At 69.9% G+C, this 19318-nt stretch carries 16 protein-coding genes and 1 pseudogene; 6 read left to right on the top strand and 11 right to left on the bottom strand.

The features are described from left to right. The first annotated feature begins 390 nt into the window (after positions 1-390). From ACIBPB_RS31810 to ACIBPB_RS31795, 4 genes are all read left to right on the top strand, one after another. Entirely contained in the window at positions 391-1092 is a 702-nt protein-coding gene (locus tag ACIBPB_RS31810; RefSeq protein WP_143025372.1) for a hypothetical protein, read from the top strand. A 495-nt stretch (positions 1093-1587) separates the two neighbouring features. Further along, complete coding sequence (locus ACIBPB_RS31805; RefSeq protein WP_030500409.1) at positions 1588-3114, top strand: hypothetical protein; 1527 nt, start codon at positions 1588-1590, stop codon at positions 3112-3114. Positions 3115-3352: 238 nt separating this feature from the next. Further along, complete coding sequence (locus ACIBPB_RS31800) at positions 3353-3994, top strand: GGDEF domain-containing protein (RefSeq protein ID WP_052165554.1); 642 nt, start codon at positions 3353-3355, stop codon at positions 3992-3994. Positions 3995-4185: 191 nt separating this feature from the next. Continuing rightward, the gene (locus tag ACIBPB_RS31795; RefSeq protein WP_152332171.1) at positions 4186-4554 is read left to right on the top strand and encodes a hypothetical protein; all 369 of its coding nucleotides are present in this window, start codon (positions 4186-4188) and stop codon (positions 4552-4554) included. Between the two features lie 128 nt (positions 4555-4682). Here ACIBPB_RS31795 and ACIBPB_RS31790 read toward each other — a convergent pair whose 3' ends face one another. Continuing rightward, entirely contained in the window at positions 4683-5108 is a 426-nt protein-coding gene (locus ACIBPB_RS31790; protein WP_141722610.1) for a hypothetical protein, read from the bottom strand. 234 nt (positions 5109-5342) lie between these two features. On the opposite strand from ACIBPB_RS31790, the pseudogene mobF reads away from it, so the two are divergent. Together mobF and ACIBPB_RS31780 are read left to right on the top strand one after the other, a co-directional pair. Then, positions 5343-6404, top strand: a pseudogene (gene mobF, locus ACIBPB_RS31785) (MobF family relaxase); the annotation flags it as partial. Between the two features lie 366 nt (positions 6405-6770). After that, the gene (locus tag ACIBPB_RS31780) at positions 6771-9599 is read left to right on the top strand and encodes an AAA family ATPase (RefSeq protein WP_396824907.1); all 2829 of its coding nucleotides are present in this window, start codon (positions 6771-6773) and stop codon (positions 9597-9599) included. A gap of 184 nt (positions 9600-9783) precedes the next feature. On the opposite strand, the gene ACIBPB_RS31775 is transcribed toward ACIBPB_RS31780, so the two are convergent. From ACIBPB_RS31775 to ACIBPB_RS31730, 10 genes are all read right to left on the bottom strand, one after another. Then, on the bottom strand, positions 9784-10398 hold the full coding sequence (locus tag ACIBPB_RS31775) for a hypothetical protein (RefSeq protein WP_036342660.1): 615 nt from the start codon (positions 10396-10398) through the stop codon (positions 9784-9786). Beyond that, complete coding sequence (locus tag ACIBPB_RS31770) at positions 10383-10883, bottom strand: hypothetical protein (RefSeq protein ID WP_227457208.1); 501 nt, start codon at positions 10881-10883, stop codon at positions 10383-10385. Before ACIBPB_RS31770 ends, ACIBPB_RS31775 begins: the two co-directional genes overlap by 16 nt. Then, positions 10880-11896, bottom strand: coding sequence for a nucleotidyltransferase (locus tag ACIBPB_RS31765; protein WP_030500404.1), 1017 nt, complete (start codon positions 11894-11896; stop codon positions 10880-10882). Before ACIBPB_RS31765 ends, ACIBPB_RS31770 begins: the two co-directional genes overlap by 4 nt. A 150-nt stretch (positions 11897-12046) precedes the next feature. Then, positions 12047-13015 (bottom strand): ImmA/IrrE family metallo-endopeptidase, encoded by a 969-nt coding sequence (locus ACIBPB_RS31760; protein WP_227457218.1) that lies wholly within the window; start codon positions 13013-13015, stop codon positions 12047-12049. 77 nt (positions 13016-13092) lie between these two features. Then, positions 13093-13980, bottom strand: a complete 888-nt coding sequence (locus ACIBPB_RS31755) for a hypothetical protein (RefSeq protein WP_141722609.1) — start codon at positions 13978-13980, stop codon at positions 13093-13095. A gap of 85 nt (positions 13981-14065) precedes the next feature. Then, positions 14066-15061: a hypothetical protein gene (locus tag ACIBPB_RS31750; RefSeq protein ID WP_052165552.1), complete on the bottom strand. Its 996-nt coding sequence runs from the start codon at positions 15059-15061 to the stop codon at positions 14066-14068. Between the two features lie 495 nt (positions 15062-15556). Beyond that, complete coding sequence (locus ACIBPB_RS31745) at positions 15557-16876, bottom strand: MFS transporter (protein ID WP_030500400.1); 1320 nt, start codon at positions 16874-16876, stop codon at positions 15557-15559. Between the two features lie 178 nt (positions 16877-17054). After that, the gene (locus ACIBPB_RS31740) at positions 17055-17579 is read right to left on the bottom strand and encodes a MarR family winged helix-turn-helix transcriptional regulator (protein ID WP_030500399.1); all 525 of its coding nucleotides are present in this window, start codon (positions 17577-17579) and stop codon (positions 17055-17057) included. A gap of 192 nt (positions 17580-17771) precedes the next feature. After that, positions 17772-18851 (bottom strand): M23 family metallopeptidase, encoded by a 1080-nt coding sequence (locus tag ACIBPB_RS31735; RefSeq protein ID WP_030500398.1) that lies wholly within the window; start codon positions 18849-18851, stop codon positions 17772-17774. Beyond that, a complete protein-coding gene (locus ACIBPB_RS31730; protein ID WP_396842998.1) occupies positions 18848-19297 on the bottom strand; it encodes a hypothetical protein in 450 nt (149 codons plus the stop codon). Before ACIBPB_RS31730 ends, ACIBPB_RS31735 begins: the two co-directional genes overlap by 4 nt. Positions 19298-19318 lie beyond the last annotated feature (21 nt).

Raw genomic sequence — 19318 nt, 5'->3', positions numbered from 1 at the left:
GACGCCCAGCGCTGCGAGTACGTGGCGCGCAGGCTGCCGACCGGGCAGGTGATCGCCAGGGGCGACACGCAATACGGGGTCCTGGCGCGCGCCGCGCGACGGTGCCTTCCCAATGCCCGGCACCACCCACCGCGGGGCCAGTGACCACAGCGCCCCAGCGCCCTTGGGGCGACTGCTCGGCGGAGGCCGGGGGGTTAGTTTGGCGAACTCCCCCCGGCCGCCTGGCATCCGACGCCACACGGGCCCCAACGAACCCTTACGCCGGACGCGTGCCGCCCATCGTACGGCAGCCCCCAACCATCGGCCGTGAAGCAGACCATGAGAAGCGTCCTCAGCCGCCATCCGCCGACCATGCGGCTCGCCCACCAGTGCGTACGGCATCATCACTCCATGTCCACGCGCTCCCCACACGGCCGCGATGTCGTCAACCGGGTCGAAGCAGCGGCGATGCTCGGCATCTCCGTCAGCCACCTCGACCGGCTCTACCGCGAGCGCGACAGCAACGGCTTCCCCGAGCGCGCCGCCGACGGCCGCACATGGCACCGTCAGGACATCGCCAAATACGAACTGCCACGCGAACAGGCCACGCGCAGCGCACGCGACAGCGTCGACCGCTCCGGGGACCCGGACGAGTTGGTCGACACCGCGACAGCGGCCCGCATCCTCGGCTACCGCGACCGAAGCGCCCTCGCCGGAAACAACCCCGTGTGGCTACGGCTGCAGCAGCAGGTGGATGACGAATCGTCGACCCCATCCGGCCGCAAACGCAGACGGTGGAAGCGCCGCACCGTGTGGGAGATCGCGGAAAACCGCATCGGCAAGGGAGGCGCGACGCGAACCGGACGGCCAGCCGGCACTCCCCACGGCCACCCCGACCGCTCCGGCAAGCCGGACGAACTGGTGGGCAAAGCCGAAGCCGCCCGAGTGCTCGGCTACAGCACCGCCAACGCCCTACCCAGTCGCGTGCTGGAGCGCGCCGATGAGCAGACAGCAGGCCCAAAGGGGCGCTACCGCCGCAAGTGGAGGCGCGAAACGCTGTGGGCCATCCTGGACGAGCAGGGCACACCCCCCACCCCTGATCTGCTCAGCTAGCCCTCGGCGTAGGGCTGCCGCCGACCCCGACCGATCACCGTACTTCCGCTCACGAGACGCCCGGCCCTGGCGGGCCGGGTAAACCGGAAGCGGCCTCCGGCCGCACTGCCCAAACCCCTTCACCGGTGGGGGCCGCGACAGGCTAGCGACGTGCTCGCTCCGGTCAAGTCCGGGCGCGGCTCGGAAACATCATGCACACCCCGCATGATCTTTCCTCGAAACCCCGCGCCCGGACTTGACCTCCACTGCGCGCGCCGCGGGTCGAGTGAACTCGCCCCCCACCGCCAAAGGAAGTGGGGGGACGCGCCGTGTCCGTACACGGCAGCGTGATCGGCGTAGCCGCCGGCAAACCACCGTCAAGATCATCGAAATTTCTCGACCATCCAGGCCGAATCGGATAGATCCATACCATCAGAAGAGGTATAGTAATGATTGTTCGGAGGGGACGGCGAACCCCCACCGCACATCACACAAACCCCAACCCAAAGGAGACGCATGGACTCCCACGACGTCGGCACTCCGCCGATCGTCGAGGGGTACGGCTGCACGACGTGCGGCGTACCCCTCACCGTGATCACCACCCAGGGCGGCGGAAGGACGTTCCTTCATCCCCGCAGCAGCAACGACGACCACGAACCCAACCCGGTGCCGCTCGCACAGCTCGCGCACGTCGAAATGACCTGCGATTTTTGCTCCGCGCCTCGCCCGGTGGCGTCGTTCACCTTCGCAAAGCTCGAAATCGCCATGACGACCGCACCCGACGTCAGCGGCATGGCGATGCACAACCTCGGCGGCAGTTGGGCAGCGTGCGAGGGATGCGCGCGCCTGGTCGAGCAGCGCGACCCCGAAGGGCTGACCGCTCGCGCCGTCAAACGCGCCCGCCGCCGTGGCCTGTCGGATGACGCGCAGAGCTTCTTCCGACCCCTGCACCAAGCCCTCTTCGCCGCCACTCCCAGCACACCGGCACGACAACCGCTCCCCTACGGGGCGAACAACCGCAGTTGCCCTCCCGCGCAGGACGCCGCTCCCGCCCCCGAGGTACGGTCGCTGCGCCCGCAGATGCTGCCAAAGGTGCGGGACCGGCTCGTGCGTTTCTGGCGCACGTCCGGCGGCTCGTATCTCCTGCGCCTGCTCGACAGCGGCGAGACGTACAAGATCCCCGGGCACCTGTTCCCCGGTGCCCCAGTCGACGCCCCCGCCGCGATCGTTGACGCCCGCAACCCCGAAGCACTGCGCCAGTACACCGCCCTGATGGCAAACCATGCGGAGAACGGACGCGTGTTCTGGATCGACCCCGATTTCACCGCCCTCGCCGCGCACGCGGCGCGCGATCTTCCTGACGTGCGCGTCGAGCAGGTCGAGATGCCGGCATCCGACGGCCTGCTCGTCTGGCACACGCCGATCTATCGGCCGGTAGAGCCGCAGACCGGCTTGATGGTGCCAATCGTCGCGGCGCAGTGGGGACCGATCCCCGGTGGCGTTTGGATCACCTTCTACACCCCCGCAGAAACCCTCCTACAGGGTCAGCAGCCCGCCGAGTTGGAATTGCAGGGGCTACGCGAGCGCATCGGCTGGCTCGCCCCAGTCAGCAGCGGGGCTGGACTGCGCTTCGGTCAGCCGTACGCACCCAACAGCGAACAGACGCGCGTGATGCTGTGCTCGCTGATCGCCACCTGGATCCTGTCGACCCAGCCCGACGCCGAAGTCACCGAGGAACCAGCCGACAAGGCGACGCGCAAGGCATACCAGCGCGCCAACCGACCCGCGCCAACGGTGCGGCTGGTGCGGCTACGACGCAAGCAGCAGGCCCGCCAGGACAGCCCCGACGGCACGACCACGCGCGTCTACACCCGCCGATGGTGGGTCGCCGGGTTCTTTCGGCAGCAGCCCTACGGCCCCGGCCGCGCACTGCGCCGCCGAACCTACGTCCGTCCTCACATCAAGGGACCGGCCGACGCCCCGCTCGTCCTGACCGATCAGGTTCACGTACTCGGCGACATCCGCCAGCGACACGAGCCGTAGAAACGTAACAGGGGAGCCGGCCGCCCCGGCTCCCCTGTTACCCCTCAACGGCAACACCTGGACAAGTAAGTGCGTGATCGACGTAGCCGCCGGCACATCAAAGTCACTGAGGTTTCTCGACCGTGCGGGCCGAATTGGATAGACCGACACCATCAGGTTAGGTATAGTAATGATTGCTCGGAGGGGACGGCGAACCCCCACCGCGCACCACACAAACCCCAACCCAGGGAGCACCCGAATGCACTCGGCGTGGCAAACGATCCTGCTCGCACTTACCACCGCCAACCTCGTCGCACTCCTGCTACAAAACCGACGACTTCGCAGCGCCCTCGCGACCGCCCGCCACGAGGCCGACCACGACCCGCTGACCGGCCTGCCCAACCGCCGCGCGCTGCTACGCCACCTGAACGCGCTCCTGGCCGACCGCACCCGACCCGTCAGCGTCGCCCTGCTCGACCTCAACGACTTCAAAGCGATCAACGACCAACACGGGCACGCCGCAGGCGACAGCCTGCTCATCCACGTCGCAGACACCCTCACCGCACTCGACCTACCAGCCGCCTACATCGGCCGAATGAGCGGCGACGAGTTCTTGATCATCACCGACGACGGCGAACGCACCAGCCGCGAGAACGCCACCGCCGCCGCCGATGCCCTCGACCGCAGCACGCTCGCGATCTTCGGTGAGCCCGTCAACTGCCGCGCAAGCATCGGCCTCGCGATAGCCGACCACGGCACCCGTACGGCCTCCGACCTGCTCACCCGGGCTGACGCCGCCATGTACGACGCCAAGCGCCACGGCGCAGCCGTCCAGGTGTGGCACCACACCACCGCGACCACCGCCACCAAGGCAGCCACCTCACGCCGCCGCTACCGCTAAACCCCCAGGGCGGCCCGGGTCACCCCACCCGGGCCGCCCCTCCCTCACCACCCGCGCCATCCGGGCGGAACGGCGAACACCGCCCCACACGAACACCAACACGAGGAGCCCCCATGTCTGCCCTCACGGCACCCACGACGTTGATACCGGCGGCAACGCCCGCCGTCTCTCGCGCCGGCCAAGTCCTGACCATGCTTGAAGACGCCCGCCGCCGTATGGCGCACGTCATCGGTTACCTGCACCTGTGCGACCACCGCCCAGCGTGGCCCACCGAGCCGGTCCACGACCTGGCCACCGCTGTACAACTGCGCGCCGCAACCGTCGCGCTAATCAAGTACGCCCGCCGGCACCACTGCGAGGACTGCAACCCCGGACGAATGCGCGCCACCCTGCGACTGGCCGCGATGCTGCTCGACCTCTGGCAGCACGGCAAGCACTACGTGCAGCGCCCCAACCTCTACCCGATCACGCTCGCCCACAGCGCGCACCGACTGTTCAGCGACTGCGCCGGATGGACCACCACCGGCGACCCCGGACGCCTGCTCGGCCAGCAACCCTGACCCCGCGCCCGCCCGGCCGCGCGCAGCGGCCGGGCGGCACACCCAGGACGTCGTCGGCGCGCACCGAGCACGCCGCCGCCGGCTGCCGCTCCCGACTCTCACCCCACGTCCCCCAGCGCCGTTGCGGGTCAGCCGCCGTCCACCAGGCCGGCGGCCGGCTCGGCATCACCCACCGCGCCCCCGCGCGACCCGACCTCCGACGCAGGCTGCCGACCACGACGCGGCACCACCGACCCCAACTGCGCGATGCGCTCGCGCACCGCCTTACCGTCCACCGTCCGCCGCAGCGCCCGGACCCTGCTCACGTCCACACCGGCCAACTCTGCGGCCAACCCGTCGTCACGGAGAATCGCCGCGAGGACCACCACCGACAGTTCGTGTGCCGCCGATGCGTCCCCAACCTCCCCGTCTACCTTTGCCAGCAACTCGCGCCGCCGCTCGGCAGCATCCGCAAGCGCCGAGGCAGACTGCTCGACAGCCCGCACGGCACGCCGCTCGACCTCCTGCCGCGCCCGAAGCGCACGGACCGCATCATTCCCCGTTCGACTCGCCATATCCCGACCGTAGCGACTTTCCGATCCCACCAACACATCCCGAGCCCGCCATCTTGCCTATTCGTTCGATCCTGGCCGCAATTTCAGGAACCACCCCGGAACTTCACTCGGACCAGCCACACAGCCTCCGAACTGCACGAACGCCCATCCTCACGATTCTCACTCCCTTAAAGGCGACACACCCTCTTGCATTCTCCGCCACCCACCTTCTAGTTGATCTTTTACGGTTTTCGCATGTTGTCCATCACGCGAATCTCGCCCGGGAGCGGATATCGCTATCTGATGGAGCAGGTCGCGGCCGGCCGGCACGACATGCGCGCTCCGACCGCCGGGGGCCCGGCCCCGTACTACATGGACCCGACGGCGCGGGGTGAGAGCTCGGGCTGGTGGGCTGGCGACGGCGCCGCGGTCCTCGGAATGAGCGGCTGGGTCACCGAGAGCCAGATGCGCTTCCTCGTCGGCCAGGGGCGCCATCCCCGCGCCGGCTATCAGCTCGGACAGCGGTGGCGCACGTACACGCCGCAGACAGACGCGTACCGGGCCGCAACCGCACAGCGAGCGCTGTCACTCCTGCCCGACGACGCCACGGTCGAACAGCGAGACAAGGCGTGGTACGACGCGATGACCGCCCCGGAGCGCCGCGCGGTGTCCGCGTTCGACGTCACCGTGTCTCCGGTCAAGTCCGTGTCGCTGCTGTGGGCCTTCGGCGACGACGACCTCAAACGCGACGTCATGGCCGCCCACCACGCCGGGGTACGGGTCGTGCTCGACCACCTGCAACGCCACGGCGCCTACGCCCGCGCCGGCGCCGGGGGCGTCCGCCAACTCGACACCGCTGGCCTGGCGGCCGTGGTCTTCGACCACCGCCTCAGCCGTGAACGTGACCCCCAACTCCACGCGCACATCGTGGTCTCCGCCAAAGTTCAGGCCCACAGCCACAACGCGAAACCCCAGTGGCTCGCCCTCGACGGCCGGGCCCTCTACCGCGCCGCGATCGGCGCCCGCGTCGCCTATGAACGCGCGATCGAAGCCGAGCTACGCCAGCGCCGCGGCATCACCTTCGCCCCACGGCCCGACACCGGCATCCGTGAAATCGTCGGCATCAGCGACGACTCTCTGCGCCACTACGCCAAACGCCGCGCCGCCATCACTGAGGAGATCCACCGCGGCGCGTACCCGCTGCAGCGCATGGCACCGCGACGGTGGCGCAATCGCGCACAGGACGCCACCCTGCGCACCCGCCGCCCTCACAAAGGCGCCGAGTCGACCCGCGAGGCCGTACGCCGTTGGCTCGCCGAAGACCGCAAGATAGGCCTTGACACCAGCGGGCAGATCCAACGTCTTCTCGCCGGTCACGCGCACGATGACACCGCCACCATCGCGCTGCGGGTGCTGCACCAGGCCCGCCGTCTCGCAGCCGACCCCGCCGCCCTGGACGAGGCCACGCTCCGGAACGCCGCCGCCCAGCTTCGCGTCGCCCGCGCGCACCGCCCGCGCGTCATCGACGCCGCCGTTCGCGCCGACGACCGGTTGGCGGTCGCCCGGGCCGTGCACACGCTCAGCCGTCAGCGCGCCGTCTTCGGCCGCGACCACCTCGAACTCGCCATCGGTCAGGTCCTCGACATCACACCCGGGCACTCGCCCGCTGCGGACTGGCAACGCGTGCAGCGCCTCACCGCGCGCGCCGTCACCGAAGGGGCTGCTGGCCTGCGCGTCCTGACTCCCCCAGCGCTCGCGCAGTGGGGACCAAACCTGCAGCGCGCCAGCGACCTGCACAGCGAATACACCCGCCACCGGGACCTGCACCTCACCACCCACGCCGTCCTCGCCGCCGAACACCAAGTCATCGCCTACGCCCGTCGACGCGGCGCGCGGCCCGCCCCCGCCGAGGTCATCAACGCCGCCATCGAACAGTTGGACCTGTCCGGAGAGAAAGCCGAGGTGCTGCGGTTCCTCATCGGCGATGATCGGCGCATCACCGGCGTCATCGGTCCCGCCGGCACCGGCAAAACGCACCTTCAGCGGGCCGTCGTCGCCGCAGCCCACGCCGCTGGCGTACCGGTGCTAGGCCTCACCGTCGGTCAGGCCGCGGCCAACCTGCTCGCTGACGCCACCCGTCAACCCGACGGGACCACCCTGCGCACCGAGAACGTCGCGCGGTGGCTGCACGCCCAACATCGTCCCCCGCCCGGCACCCGAGCCCGCCACTGGACGTTCGCACCCGGGCAATGGGTCATCGTCGACGAGGCATCCCAGGTCTCCAGCCACGATCTGGCCCGCATCACCGCCCAGCTCGACCAGGTAGGCGGCAAGCTCATCCTCGTCGGCGACCCCAACCAGACATCCGCCGTCGGACCCGGTGGGCTGCTCCGCTATCTCGCCACCCTCGGCGTCACCACTTCCCTGTCGCACGTGCATCGCTTCGCTCACGCCTGGGAAGGCCCCGCTTCGCTACGGCTCCGCCACGGCGACCCCACCGTGCTAGAGGAGTACGACCGGCGTGGGCGCCTTATCGGCGGGCACCGCCGCCACCTCGTCGAGCAGATGCTCACCCGGTGGCTCGCCGACATCACCGCCGGCCGCCGCAGCATGATGCTCGTCGACACCACCGAAGAGGCCAGCGACATCGCCCACCACGCGCGCAACCTGCTCATCACCGCAGGCCACGTGCAGCCCGGCCGCGCCGTCCGCCTACGCGACGGCAACCTGGCCAGCGTGGGCGACATCATCGTCACCCGCCGCAACGACCGGCGCATCGCCGCCGGCCCCGACTACGTCACCAACCGCCACCAGTGGCGCATCAAGGCCATCACCCGCGACGGACAACTCCACGTCACCAACATCGCCACCGGCACACCTGCCGTCCTGCCCGCCGCCTACACCGCCCGGCACACCCACCTCGCGTACGCCCAAACCGTCGACTCGGTCCAAGGGCAGACCGTCCACACCGCCCGCGCCCTCATCGACGACAACACCTCACTCGCCCGCGTCTACGTCATGCTCACCCGCGGCCGAACGCTCAACGAGGCGTACGCCGTCACCGACGACGACCCCCGCGAAGGCACCCCACCCGCCCCGCCCACCGCCCGCGTCGCCATTCTCGCCGACATCATGCGCCGCGGCGCACCCGAGCGCTCCGCCACCGAAACCGAACAGCAGCTCTGGGCCGACGCCGACGCCCTGCACACCTGGACGCCCATCTACGACGACCTCACCGCCCGCGCCCGCATCCCCGAATACCTCGCCATCGTCCGCCAACTCAGCGGCCCCGCCCTCGCCGACCGGCTCGCGCACGACCTCGCCCTACCGGCGCTCATCAGCCAACTCACCACCTACGCCGCCGCCGGCCACGAACCCCGCGACGTCCTCCGCCGCGTCATCCGGGTACGCGAACTCGACACCGCAGACGACATCGCCGCCGTCCTGACCTGGCGCATCGACCGCCTCATGCAACGAGCCACCGCCGACTCCGCCGTCGCCGAACGTCCAGAACACTGGCGCACCTACACCGACCGCCTCCCGACCGACCTCACCGGAGACATCGGTGACGCGCTACGCCAGGTCGCTGCCATCTGCGATCGCCGCGCCGAAGCACTCGCGCACCTCGCCGCACAGACCCGACCCGCCTGGAGCCTCGCCCTCGGCGACATCCCCACCGACGACACCGGCCGCCAACAATGGCTCACCCGCGCCGAGGTCGTCTCCGCCTACCGCGACACCTACCAGCTCACCAGCAACCACCCCATTGGGCCCGAACCCCGAACCAGCGACATCGCCCGCTGGAACGCCTGGCACCGGGCCCGACTCGTCCTCGGCGCCGCCACCCTCGCCGGCAAGCTCACCACCGCACCCGACGCCGAAATCACCCGACTCATCACCGCGCAACGCGACGCCGAGGGCACCGCACCCGCCTACGTCGCCGATGAGCTGCGCACCACCTACCGCGCCCTCACCGACACCGAACACCACCGCCACGAACTCACCCAGGTGCTCGCCACCGCCGACGCCACCCACCGCCATACCGTGCTGCGCGCGCAACGGTTGCAACCCCGCTGGTGGCACCGCGGCCCCTCACGCACCCGACGCCTTACTGCGAAACGCGACCTACACACGCGTGCCGCCGCAGCGGCTGAACAGGTCGGCAGCCTTCAGCAGAAACTGGCCAGCCTCGACCACCAGATCGCCGAACACAGCCGACGCGCCGCGGTCCTGGACACCCAACACGCAGCGTGGAAACGCTGGTACGACAGCGCCCTACCGACGCGCTACGCCGGCCTCGCCGCCGCCGCCGAACAGGCCCGGCGGGCCGCCAGCCGCACCGCCGCGCTCGCCGGCGCCGTCGCCGCCACCACCGCCCGCGTCCACGCCGTCAACGACACCCGCCGGACGCCCCACACAACACCCGTCCCCGAGCACCTGCGCCAGCACGCGCAGGACGCGCAGGAGCGCATCAACAACCATCCCGCTAACAATGAGACGGAGATCGACTGATGCACCCCAGCGCCTTCGTTGACGAGTCCTGGTGGCAACCACGCCACCTACCTCATGTCCGCCGTCATCGTCGACCAAGACGACGTCACCCAGCCCTCGCCAGCGCCGCAGCACGCGGCTAGCCCTACCACTCAGGCGAGCTGTGACACCGCGGACACGAGGCCGCCGCTCGCGTCGCGGAGGCTCAGGACCTTGGGCCTCCAGCAACGGGTGCCTCGGGCAGGCAGGCGCGGCGTCGGAGGTTGTGAAGTACCCAGCTGCGCCACATGAGGCGGCGGAGCCCGAAACGGTAGATGACCGCGCATTCCATGCGCGCGACGATGCGATCGATACCGCGCGGCCCGAAGTCGCCGAGGTTCATATCAGCGCTCGTCGCGATGGGTGCCTCCTGCCAGGCGGTGCCGCAGGCTGGTCCGACGAGGGCGGTGATCTCGCGTAGGCAGCCGTCGAAGACCTCGCTCATGGCGCGGCTCTCCGCGGCAATCCAGGCGCGGGATTCCGCCAGCTGTTCCTGCAGGCTGTGCCCTCGGTCAGCTAGGGCGGTGAGGGTGGCGGCCTCGTCGGTCGTGCGACGGCGGATGCGGTACGGGTATTCGGCCCAGGCGACGAGAGTTCGGACGGCCTGCGCGTATCGCTCGCGGCGCGCGGTGGCGTTCGCGCGGGTGTTGCCGAGGATGGTGCCGATCAGGCCGGCGACGACGCTGGAGCCGAGGATGGACAGGGCGATGGTGAGGGCGGGTGTCTGTCCTGGCCCGGTGTTGGTCGCGGGCTGGGCGACGGTCATTAGGTCCGCGACCATCGGACGAGCTCCCTTCGCATCGTGGTGGTGGCAACGCGGTGCGGGGCGCGCCGGTCGTCTCCGTGTGGGGCATCTTCGCAGGGCCAGTCGCCGGTACGCCGCCAGGCCTCCTCGAAGATGAGGTGCCGGTGGACGAGGGTGACCAGGGGTTCCAGGCCATCGGCGGGCAGCCATCGCAGGGCTGGGTCGTCACGGTCGTACTGGAGGCACAGGTCCGCGATCTGCGCATTGCGGTGCTTGTAGGGTCGGCCGCGTCCGGTGCGCGGGTAGGCGTGGACCCGGTCGCCGGGCGGCATGACGACCAGCCTTACCTGCTCTATCGGGTAGGCCTCGGCCGCGAGTGCAGGGAGCGGCAGCAGGGTCAGTTCGAGAAGCGCGCAGCCGAAGGGCCCGGTCCGGCCGGTGGCCTGCGCCACGCCGAACAGGTCGGCGTGGCGCAGGAGGTGGTCCGCAGCTGCGGCGGGATCGTCGAGCACTGCGCTCACCGGGTACGCCATGACCTCGCCGGCCGGTTCGTCTGCGCGCCGCGCTGCGAGGTCACGGCACGGCCGGTGGAGGTGATGCTGCCCGCCTTGAGCGCGGACAGCGTCTGGGCGGCGGTCTGCGCGGACGGCGCCGGGAACGGCTCGCCGAACAGAGCGAACCAGATCTCGATCGCGCCCTGGTGCTCGCCATCGGCGGCCAGCCGCAGGGCCTCTTGGCCACGCTTGGCCGCGAGTGCGAAGGTCCGGCTGAACGTGGAGCGTTCGCTCGGGGTCCAGTCCTTCGTGAGATCGTCGGCGCCGGTCGGGTCGCGCACCTCTCCCAAAACCGCCGAGGCCGCGTTCTCGAAGGCGGTGACCATGGCGGTGGCGTGCGGCATCTTCTTCGTGATCGCCGCGTACCACAGCGACTCGATGACCAGGCCGCACAGCTTCTCCAGCGCGGGCTGATGGGACTTGAACGCCTTGCCCATGCGGACCTGGTGCACGAATACCCCGGTCGTGGCCAGGTTGCGTTCGCTGATCACCCGCCGCAGCGTGCGGGTGTTCGACCGCTCCCACCGGTCGAGGTCCCGGTCGGCGATGAACACGTCCTCACTACCGTTCAGGTCATCGAAGGCCGGGACCAGGTCGACGGTGAAGGTGCAGTCGGGAAAGGTCACCTGAAGCGCGTGGGCGGGCTGCTTGTCCACGTCGAAGCGCGCCTCCGGCCAGTGGGCGGCGACGACGGCGCGGATTGCGGCCATCGCCGCGGCCGGGCCACCCCGCCCGGAGCCGAACCACAGCGCGCGGTAGACCTCGGCCAGCACGACGACCATGTCGACGTCCTTGAGCGGCTTGGGCATGGTCTTGCGGGCGAAGCTGCCCTGCAAGAAGGTCGACTTGGCGATACCCGCCGCAGTCAGAACGTCAGTGATCTCCTGGTGGCGACGCTGAGCCTGCTCCCGTTCGCGCGGGTAAAGGTTCAGCGAGGCGTCGAACTCGTCGAACGCCTCCGCCGTTGTGCGTGGTGCCATGTGTTTATCTAGTTCCTATCCGCGACCTGAGGGCGGCGAGGCTCGCGTGGTCGGCGTAGCGCGGTCCTCGGAGAGACACAGCTGACCCCGCCTCTCGCCGAAGACAGACGACGTAACTCGCCCCGACCGGCCGGCGCCGAAGAAATCTCCTCAGGCGCAGTCGTAGCACCTGGCGGAGGAGCCCGTGAACAGCGACGCGGGTAGCCGTTGGAAGCAGCCCGCGCAGGTCCGCTCCCGGACCCGGGGCTCGCAGCTGCACCGCCCGCACTCTGGGCACGCAGGCCGCGCGCACCGGGAGCACGGGGCGTCGAAGGAACGGAACTCGTGGCCGCAGTCGGGGTGTTCACAGCTCCGCGCGGCGGCGACCGGACCAGGGCGAGGCGACGGGAGCGAGAACGTCTCCCAGGCGGCGGCATCGGTGACGGCCACCAGCAGCAGGTAGCCGCCCATCGGCACCACTTGGGCGTGGAGTTCATCTCCGAGAATCCCGTCTCGGTAGCGCAGCCGAGTGCGTCCGGTTGCCCGACCTGCTCGGCTGTACGCTTCACGAACCGTTGCCGCAGTCTCCTGGCGGCTCCCACGAGTTAGGGGTGGCAACCCCAGGCTGGCGGCGAACGAGACTGCACCACCGGCGTCAAGCAGAACCACGTGGCCGGGGCTCGGTAGCCGTTGAGCAGCCCGTACGCAGACCGCCGCGCGGGATGCGGCCGAAGCGTGCCACAGATCCACGATCTGCTGACCTGTCGGGCCACGGCGATCGATGAAACGGTCAACAAGATCAGCCGGCAGGAGAACATCGGCGGCGAACGCATCGCAGGCTGCGTCCTCCAGTCTCAGCCCGTCGTCGGGCTGCTCCAACAAAAGGCCCATGAGCGCTGTCTCGGTGCGTTGCAGATGGTGGCCGAGTTCGTGGAGCACCGTGAACGCGCGGCGCCCTGCGCTGGCGGCCTCGGCAACGGCTAGGACCGGCGGCACCTGGTCGTCCACGTAGACGCCCGCGACGCTACAAGCCGGCGTTGCAGCGGCGGACCTGGTCTGCGCCCCGGGCACCAGCCGGACGACGAGATCGCTTCGGGAAGCAAGCACTGCGAAAGGGTCTTCCGCGAGCTGATCGCGCATGCTCGGAAGGAGACGCTCAAGCGCCTCGGCCATGGCGCTTGCCTGACGCGCGACAAGGTCACGTGCGACGGTGGCCATCACGACTCCAACGTGATCTGGAAGTACTGGTCGATGCGTTCGTCCCATGCTGGATCGACCTGCATGCCGGTCTGCCGAGCGGCCATCGCGTTCACCGAGTACGTCGCCGTCAGCCACGCACTGCGTTCCTCAATCCCGCGGCTCACAGCCAGTCGGTTGACCTGGGCACGGCGGCAAGGACGGCTCATCTTCTGCACAAGGCTCGGTGACGGCGCAGGATTGGCTTCCAGGATCGCCCGATCGGACATGTGCAATACCGGCGCGAGCCTGGCCGCTTGGTCCGGGGTGGCTGCCGCCTGCCCACGACGCAGTGCGAGGGCTGCCTGGGGACTCACGTCAAGTAAGTTGATCAACTGAGGCGGGCCAAGCTGCGCAGCGGCGAGCAGACTGCCGAGTTCGCCCGATCCTGACGGCGCCCAGCTTGCTCCGGCCAAAACTTCGAGGGCGTCGGCTGTGCGAGCTGCGACTACGTGCACCGGGTCCAAAGAGCTGACCGTTGCCCGGCCACGCCCCGCGCCAGCATCAATCACGCGATCGATCCAGTTGCTGTCCGTAACCTCGACCTCAACGACACCCAACTGCCGGTCCAGCACGCACATCGGCAGCTGCCGGGCCAAGGCCGCCCACACCACAACCGTCGTCCCCAGCGACGTCTGCGCTGGCCGCAGGATCACGCTGTCCTCGTCGACGAGGCGGTCGTCCAGCGATACCGGGACAGCGAATACGTCCTCGTCTCCTACGGCGCGGAGAAGGACCAGTTCCACCATCTCGTCCCACCGCATCCGCCACAGTTGACCGGGCGCGGGGTCGCCGGGGTCTGCCTCAAACGCCGCACGCACCGCATCGGGAACCCGAACTGTGCTCACCGCGCGCAGGAGTCGGGCCAAGCCTGGTTCTCTACCCTGCGCCATCGAGTCATCCTCACCTTCGGCCAAGCGGGCCCTTCAACTACACCCATCCTGAACAGACGACCTAACCCTCAGCATCCGTCCGGCCGCACAACCGCACCAGCTCCAGGACCACCTCTTCATGATCAGCGTCGTCGACCGTGGCCAACCGCACCTTCTCAATCAGCGCCTGCCCGGTCGCCCTCGCGGTAGCTGGCCCGACGTCCAGCACGGTGCTCCAACGCTGCCGCTCGGCCAGGAACGGCAGCAAGCGACGCTCAGACTGCGTCAAGCCATCGAAGAACTGTCGAGCCCGCAGCTTCACATCCCCCATCCTCCCGCCATCGGGCACCTCCGCCAGCCCAGTGGTCTCGTCATCAAAGGAGACGAGGTACGGCACGCGTAACAGTCGGAAGCGGGTCTGGAGCACGCGTGCAAGGTCTTCTGTTCGGACCCTGCCACGGGCCTCGACGAGTACCGCCTCGGTGATGATCAACAGCGCCGACACCGTAGCTCGCGGCGTCGGACCAGCATGGTTCCAGGTCGACAACTCCACGCCGCGCACCGCGAACGCCGCTCGCTCCAACGCCGCCAGGTCACCCTGCCACGGCTCATGCGAACCGCTGGCCAAGCCCCACCGATCACCACCACACTCCGTGAACCTGGGGTCCTTCTGAAGTAGCCCGGTGAGTCGTCGGCGAAGCTTGCCACGCTCCGTCTTCTTCGCCTCGTCCTTCAAGAAATTCTCGATCGCCGCCAGCAGTAGACGCTCCAGCGACGGACCATTTGTCGAACGCGCGTAGCAGTCAAGGACGAACTTGTGGCACTCGTCAGGATTGTCGGCGTCGGGCCGGGCGAACATGTCAGCGAGCAAATGATCAACGGCGTCGTCGCTCCACTGACCATAGCCTTCTGGCGGGGGGAAGTTCGTCCGCGACGATCGCGTGCACTGCCGCCCCAGCCGCCGCAGCAGTTCCAGCGCGGCCGGGCCGATTCGGCCGTCGCGTAGCTCGACCAGGGCCGCGTCTGCCGACGCCAGCGCGGCGGAGCCGGTCCACGAACCACTAACAAGATCAGTCATAGCGACACATCACCGCCAGCAGACTAGACCGCGCAGGGGAGGCACCGGCGGCTCAACACGGTCGCATACGCCGATTCCGAGACGACCTGCTCCGTTAGGTTGCGTCCCGCAGGATGGTGTAGAAGCCGACCTGCTCCGGCGTGCCGCCGGGATAGAAAGAAGTCATCGAGTGAGTTTCTGTGTAATCGACTAAGCAAACGCAGAGGACGGAGTACGCGATGACCCTAGCCCGATGTCGCGTTCGAGGTCGTGGGCGTGGTTCAGGCGGGCGGGGTCGCTGTTGGCGTCGCCGGTGTTGGAGGGCGCGCGGAGCCCAGCAGCGGTGCGAATGCCCGGAAGTCGCTCGTGGATGTGCTGCCGGTCAGGTCCGCTCGGTGTGCGATGGTCAGCCTGCCGAAGAGGGCGGAACGCCGAGGTCCCAGGTCGGGCTCATGATGGGGTGTCTGGGACATGGACATCCTTCGTCGCCAGTCGGGTGGGTAGGCATATCCGTCGTCAGGGGCGCAGTCTCCAGGCCGCTGCGGCGGCTGCGGCGGGCAGCAGTGCGGTGATGGCCAGCGCGGCGGCTGGTCCGTATGGCTGCCACAGTCCGGCGCAGAGCGCGGTGCCGCCACCACCGCCTACGAAGGTGGCCAGGGTGAGCAGTCCGATCGCGCCGCCGCGGCAAGGTGGCGCTGCGTGTTTGGTGGCTTCTGCCGTGAGCAGCATCTGCGCGATCGCCGAGACGGCGAACGCGGCCGTGGCGGCTGCCGCGACGCCGATCGGACCAGTGTCGACGGCGGCGTAGCACAGCGCACCCGCGAACAGCAGGCTCGCCGCCGACAGGACGTACCGGGCAGGCACGCGGCGGGCGGCGGCTGCGGCGCCTCGGGCCAGCGCGGCACCGACCGCGGCGCCGGGCAGCAGGAGCAGCCCGATTTGCGTGGTGCCGTAGCCAAGCTTCGTCAGCAGGTGGGGTGCCGCGTAGAGGATGGCGAACAAGCCAGCGTAGACGCCCGCACCGGTGAGCGCCGCGCGCCGAAACCATGCGGCCGACAAGACGCCGTCGAGGACGAACCCGCTGGGTTGGCGCCGGCTGCGGATAGCGAGGATGAGCGCGGTGGCTGCGGTGGCGGCAGCCGTCGCCGTGATGGTGACCGCGCTGGTGTGTTGGGCCGCGGTTTGGGCGGTCAGGAGGAGTCCTGCGGTGACGACCGCGAGCAGTGCCGCTCCAGGCCAGTCCAGCGGCTCCCGGCGCCGGCGTGGGGTGGTCAGGGGCCAGCAGAGCGGGATTGCAGCGATGGACAGCACGGGCAGGGCAAGTGCCACCCGCCACGACCAGCCCACCGCCACCGCTCCGGCCAGCGGCGCGGTGGCACTGAATGCGGCTAGACAGGCGCCGAACCGGGCCAATGCCGTCGGGCGTTGCGATGCCGGCAGGTGGGCGGCCGTCGCGAGCGCGGTGGCTTTGACCGCGCCGGAGCCCACCGCCAGGAGGATTCGACCGGCTACGACGGCGGCCAGGTTGGGGGCGACCGCGCATGCCAGCGCTCCGGTGGTGAGCAGTGTGACGGCGATCAGGAGGACCGGGCGGCTGCCCCACAGATCGGTGATGCGTCCGGCGGTGACCGCACCGACGCCGATGCCCACGGCGTACGCGGTGAGGATCCACGCGAGCGCTGGACCGCTGGCGTGGAGATGCTGGGCGGCGGCCGGGAGCGCGACGGCGGCGGCGCTGACGCCGTAGACAGCGGGCCCGTACAGGACGCCCAGCCGCCACCCGGGTCCGGGTGCGATGGGCACTTCGTTACGGGGAACGACCTCCTCTGCCGCCATGGTCGTCTGCCGTGTCATCGGATCCCCGCCTGCGCTGCTGTTCGAGGGGCACGGACGTCGCCGAGAGGGGCGCGGTGATCAATCCCCGGGTCGGCGGCCCGCATGGCGGCCGCAGGGCCGGGAGCTCGACGGAGCCGTGTCAGCACGACGACGATCCCAGGAGCAGGGATGCTGCCGGTCATCGGGCTTCCTCCCCACCATGGGTGGTGTCGTCTGGGCGGGAGCGGGTGGCCACCACGCGCAACACGTGGGCGATGTTGTCTCTTGGTGGCATCCCTGGGCCGGCGAACAGCTCCGCCTGTCGGGCGTGAACGAGACGTTGCAGCTCCCGTGCAAGGTCCAAGCCGGCCTGAGTGGGCCGCACGACGACGCGCCGGCGGTCATGTTCGTGTAGCTGGCGGCGCACGAGGTCCCGGTCGACGAGCGCGCTGAGCGTGTTGGTGAGGGTGGCTTTGGCGATGCCCACCTCCACGGTGATGTCGCGGGGTTCGACCACCCGCCGGGCACAGATGAGCACCAGCACGTCGTAGCTGGTCCAGGTCATGCCCGCCTCGCGCAGCACTGTGCGTTCGAGATGCGCGCGGACGGTGTTCGCGGTGCGGCACAGCTGCGCCACTGCGTCCGGGCGCGGCGGCGGGGCCGGTCGAGAGTTGACGGGTGGACGGTAGATCCCTGCGATCTGCCGCCGTGTGGAGGTGCTCATCGTGGCCTCCGCAGGTGTCGCGGTCGGCGAAGGATGTGCCGGTTGCGATGTTGGCCCTTGCTGCCGGCGCGATCGGCCGGTGGCGGCGGTTCAGGTGTGGGCAGGCACGGATGCTGGTTCTGGTCGGTGCGCATGTTTCACCCCCGTGATGTGTGCGCTGTCGGCTGTGCTGTCCTGGTACGAGGTCGGGCCTCACCTGCTCTCGTCGAGCGGGGCGCCGCGTTCGCGCATGAAGGGCACCGGGTCGGTGGAGTTGGCGCTGCTGAGGTCGCAGCGCGATCCACCGCAAACCGCCTGGTGCGTTTCGAAGTGCAGGTGCGGGCCGGAGGAATGGCCGCTGGTGCCGACCAGGCCGATCGGCTGGCCCGCTTGCACGGTTTCACCGACGCGTACGTCGGGGCGGCGAATCATGTGGCAATACCGCGTGCCGTAGCCGCCGGCGTGCACAAGGTCCACGTACCAGCCGCATCCGCGGGTGCTCGGGCTGCCGTCGATGTCGCAGTTGCCGGTGCCGGGGTCGCACCCGGACCACACCACCTCGCCTGCGCTGGCCGCGTGGATGACGGTGTTGCGGGCGGCGATCAGGTCCACGCCAGCGTGCAGCCGTCCGGCGCGCGGCCCGTAGCCGCTACCTACGGCAGCCTGCACGGGCAGGGTCCATCCCGACGCGGCTACGTGCGGGGCGCTGCCGCACACGGCGAGGCTAGCCCCGGGCAGGTCGCTGATCGTGGCGACGCCGGTCACGGCCGCGACGACCTGCTCGGCGTCCTGCTCGTACTCGCCGTACTTGTCGGGGAACGCCGAGACCTGGACCCGTTGCGCGGCGACGGTCAGTGGCAGCTGCTGCCAGTCGGGGATGCGCAGCAGCTTGTCGTAGAACTTCCCGGCGGCGTAGACCGGGTCGAGGATCTGCGCCGGGGTGCCCCATCCTTGGCTGGGCCGCTGCTGGAACAGGCCAACGGAGTCGCGGTCGCCGCCGCGCAGGTTCCGCAGGCTGGACTCGACCATCGCCGTGGCCACGGCGATGACCCAGCCTCGGGCCGGTATCCCCCGCTGCTGGCCGACGGTGACGATCGTGGTCGCGTTGGTGACCTGCTCGCTGTTCCACCGGCCGACCCCGGCGCGCGTGCCCGCGGTGCTCATGGGCTGGGCAGCAGCGGGAGCGCAGGCTGCGGCCGGCGCTTCGGTGATCGCCGAAGCCAGCGGCAGACCACACACCAGCAGCAGCGCAGCCACCACGGCGACGCCGACGCCGGCCCGCTGCCCGTTCATCGCGAGGTGTCCTTCGGCATACCGAGGGTGGCCACCAGCCAGCGTTGGCCGTGGCGTACGCACACCACACGCAGCACGCCCGCGTCCGTGCCGACGTCGACCTCCGCCCGTTCAGGGGTGGCGGTGACGACGCGGCCGGGTGTGGTTATCCGGGTGGCGGGCACGTTGGCCGGCTCGACGGTGTCGAGCAGGTCCGCGTAGGCGGGCACGGCGTAGGGGCGCACGTCGGCACGCCACTGAGCGGCCGGCAGGTCCGGGCGTGCCCACCTGGCGACGAACCGTGTCGCCGTGGCCGCGGCTGCGGGGTCCGCGGCGGTGGAGCGGGTGGGCAGGACACCGTCAGGGTCCGGAAGCATGTCGGCCTGCGGTGTCACCGCCGGAGGGCTGCTTGCCTGCGGGGCGGGAGCTCCGGTCGCACGGCTGGTGCAGCCGGCCGTCAGCAGCATCGAAAGCACCAGGAGTGCTGC

The organism is Micromonospora sp. NPDC049836 (assembly GCF_044465125.1).
In the GTDB taxonomy this organism is placed as follows: domain Bacteria; phylum Actinomycetota; class Actinomycetes; order Mycobacteriales; family Micromonosporaceae; genus Micromonospora.
The sequence above is the reverse complement of the archived record's forward strand: the minus strand, read 5'-3'. Positions and strand labels throughout refer to the sequence as shown.